4 protein-coding genes are annotated in these 3,589 nt (G+C 43.0%); all 4 read right to left on the bottom strand.

From position 1 onward, the window contains the following. Positions 1–16: 16 nt before the first annotated feature. Positions 17–1,126 carry a PAS domain S-box protein gene (locus ACYQ2M_RS24830; protein ID WP_459919092.1) on the bottom strand — a complete coding sequence of 370 codons (1,110 nt, stop codon included), beginning with the start codon at positions 1,124–1,126 and terminating at the stop codon, positions 17–19. A gap of 334 nt (positions 1,127–1,460) precedes the next feature. Beyond that, positions 1,461–2,204, bottom strand: a complete 744-nt coding sequence (locus ACYQ2M_RS24825) for an esterase/lipase family protein (protein ID WP_459919091.1) — start codon at positions 2,202–2,204, stop codon at positions 1,461–1,463. Positions 2,205–2,253: 49 nt separating this feature from the next. After that, entirely contained in the window at positions 2,254–2,562 is a 309-nt protein-coding gene (locus ACYQ2M_RS24820) for a hypothetical protein (protein WP_459919090.1), read from the bottom strand. Positions 2,563–2,607: 45 nt separating this feature from the next. Then, positions 2,608–3,255, bottom strand: a complete 648-nt coding sequence (locus tag ACYQ2M_RS24815; protein WP_459919089.1) for a class I SAM-dependent DNA methyltransferase — start codon at positions 3,253–3,255, stop codon at positions 2,608–2,610. Positions 3,256–3,589: the final 334 nt, after the last annotated feature.

Here is a 3,589-nt window from a genome sequence, read left to right as displayed (position 1 = left end):
CGGCGATATTCATCAATTAATCAGCTTCTTCAGGATAAAACTTTTTTAAACACTCTTCACAGATACCGTGGCTAAATTGAGCTTCAGAATGTTCTGTTATGTATTGCTCAAGTTTGTTCCAAGCCCCCTTATCATCTCTTATTCCCTTGCAATACATACAGATAGGAATGATGCCCTTTAAACTTTTAATTTCTTCAAGAGCTATCTGAAGCTCTTTTATGAGTTCTTCTTTTTCTTTTTCTGCTTTTTTTCGCTCGGTAATGTCTTGGAGAATAGCTACTATGCCGGGATATTTAAAACTGATATCCTGCATGAGTCGGAAGTGTGCCAGTACATGCCTTTTATCTCCGTCCGGAGATTCAACCATATATTCACATTCTTCCTCTTCACCTGTCTCACGAAAACGACACAACTCATCCTCCAGCCATGGAAAGAGTATTCTCTCCTCCGGCTGAGAATAATAATGGCCACCCGATTTAGCCTCAGGATCGATCATTTGTGCTCCGGCATAGTTCATATGAATAATACATTTTTTATCATCCAGTAGAAAAACTGCCGTCGGTATACTTTCGTAGATGGTCAAAAATTTATTCTTCTCATTGGCAAGTTGACGGTTGGCTTCCTGCAACTCGGTAAGAGCATGGTTCATAGTTTCATTGCGAGCCCATTCAGCGCAAAAGGCTATTTCAATCCGGTCGAAAACCCGCTCAACAAAGTGACCATACCGTTCCCCGTCATGATTCTTTTCGTTTATCTGCTCTTCTGTGTGTATTTGCTGTGTTTGGTATGTCGTTCGAATCAAATCAAGATATGATTGCTTGTAATATTTCATCAACCCCAAGAACATCTCAAACGAGATGCCGCGAGATCGATGTCTCTGTGCCTGAATTACTCCGAAAGTGGCAATGGGATCGGTAGTGAAAGTATCCTCAGGGCCAAACTCCCACGGATCTTCCGATATGGCGAGTGCCGATATGATGGAGTCGGTCAGTCCAACAATTGATATCCTCCATGCTTCTTCCAGAGTGGAGGTATAGCGACTGTAATCTCTTTCTACGGCATAATCACGAATTCGGCCCATTAGCCACATTTCATTCTTTTTCAGAAGTTCTTCCAGAGGGTGCATTTCTCAGTCTCCTCCTTCCTACCTTTGCGACTCAATCACGAAAATTCCTCTTATTTTGACTTGCAAACGCTTGAGATCACTGGTGCCGCCAAGGAACTTGCCCCCGCAGGGCCGCATACGTTCTCGGCATCCAGTGAATTGATTTGTTGTGTGCCGGGCACGGCACACGTCTTAAGGGTGAGCCTACACCTTAGAATCATGAAGGTCAAGGCAAGTCCCAAACCCAGCCTAATGGAGGCGGGTCGAAGACGCGAAGCCACGGTAAATGATATGTTCACATCAGCCGAACCGCCTTGGTACGCGATCCGTATGCCGGGTGGTGTGGGAGGGCTCCTCAGTGACGGGGAGTCCTATCCCAATATAACTCATTATTTTGAAATTTTCCATTTTTAAGAAAATGTACAACTTGATCAATAACAACTTTATTCTTCATCATAAACGGATGCGTAGTTGGCAATACTATAAAATCCTTCATGCCCTTAACTTTCGTTGACTCTACTGACACCTTACCATCATCTGGGTTTGACAAGAACATTGATAGAATAAAATTAATGCTTTGTGTTCCAGCGATTATTCCAAGTTCAAAATTTACAGCACCAAGAGATCTTGGCACACTTGAAGAGTCTGTACCAAGCTGCATACCAGCTGGTCCGTTCAACATCTCAAACCCTGGCATGTTTTTTAGATTATCGACGACTTCGCTTCCCTGATTAGGTGGGCCAAGCATTACAACTCGACCAACATCAGTATTCCCATTTTTTGAGAAATACATGCGAACAAGAATCCCCCCGAGAGAGTGTGTTACAAAATGAATTGATGAACATTTTTGCTTCTCACATTCACTCAAACCTTGGGCTACTGCTAATTCAGACAATTCTTGTATTGAGTACTTCCTTGAAGGATAATCTACGTTAACAACAATGTAGCCTTCTCTTTCCAATCGCCGTTCCAGTTTGTTCATTGAATCCGCTGATCTTAAAAGGCCATGCAACAAAATTACACATTCTTTTGAGTGCACTGCATCCACAGAAAACAAAACAAGAAGACTAAAAAAAGATATTCGGACTAAAATATTCATAAGTTGCAGCGTTCAAATTTTAAGAACCAAGCCCGTTTATTAAGCACAATCACATCAAATGGTAATCCATAATTCCAAACAATGATGACAACCCGATAAAAACATTCATTTCTATAACTGTCATGAATACTCCAATTAAAATAGACACTATCAAAGAAATCACTTTAGTTCCCTTGCTTTTAACAAGGTCTGCTACGGAACAATAAAATAGATAGGGCAAAGCAAATACGTTTATTATTCCTGTTATTGGTATGATTGGGCCAACAGAGCCGATAGGTAAAATTTTAAAGATTACACATATCAATAATGGCAACCCAAAGCATAAAAATAAAATCAACAAAACATTTGATTTTTTCATTAAGTTATCGATGAATTAAGCGGGCGCGCGGTTTTTGCACTCCGCTTAAATGACAGGTTCGATGCCTATCCTTTTTCTCACTAGGTAAGATCTGGCAGGCATGCTTTTGGTCCTTTCTCGACCCATGAAAACCGTGAACGATAAACCCCTCACGGACTCAAAGCCATACCTCGCCGTTAATTTGGCGATCTGTTCTTTGCTATGGAGATACATTGTTATACTTCTATCCGATTTTGTGTGCTCTGCCCCAACTTCAACCGCATGAGCCTCAGTCTCAGAACGATCCCCAACCACGAATACAAATAATCCACCCCTGCGAATAATGCGATTGGTTTCTTCAAAAATAAGAGATAGATCACTAAAAAAATTAAGAACGCCAGTACAGACGGCATGATCTATGCTTTCTGAATCGAAGGGGTATGGAGCCTTGTTCAAGTCATGCAGATGCAGATACGAGAAACCTTTGCTGCGACATGCGTCAAGCATCTGCGGTGAGATATCCATACCATGGATTTTCAGACCTGCTTTAAGAAATAATAAAGATCCCAAACCAGTACCGATTCCAATATCCAGCATAGACTGACCAGGTTCAACATGAGCGTAAGTCAGGCCGAAGGCAACTTCGGGACCGTACCAACCAGTTGCCTCTGCTTCTTCGTCATAGGCTGTTATCATTTCATCTATCTGATCCATGATTCTTCATTGCCTTTTCTGAACATCGAACACGTGGCTAAGCCGTCATGCCCGCCGCTTTTTGGCGGGTATGGTCGGTCTTCAGCCTTTTGTTGTGTGCCGGGCACGGCACACGTCTTAAGGGTGAGCCTATACCTTAAAATCATGAAGGTCAAGGCAAGTCCCAAACCCAGCCTGATGGAGGCGAAGGGTATAGTGTTATCACAACGGGGTACCGGTGACGGTGCTCCGGAAGGCAGTGGTTCCGCCGAGGCGGAGCAGCACAAAAGTACGGGGCGACGTACAGGAATCGCGTCAAGCGTGCATTGTGGGACGAGCCTGCAACACAAGGTAA

The organism is Desulfocicer niacini (assembly GCF_054657595.1).
Note: the sequence above shows the minus strand (reverse complement) of the source record. Positions and strands in the feature narration are given on the sequence as shown.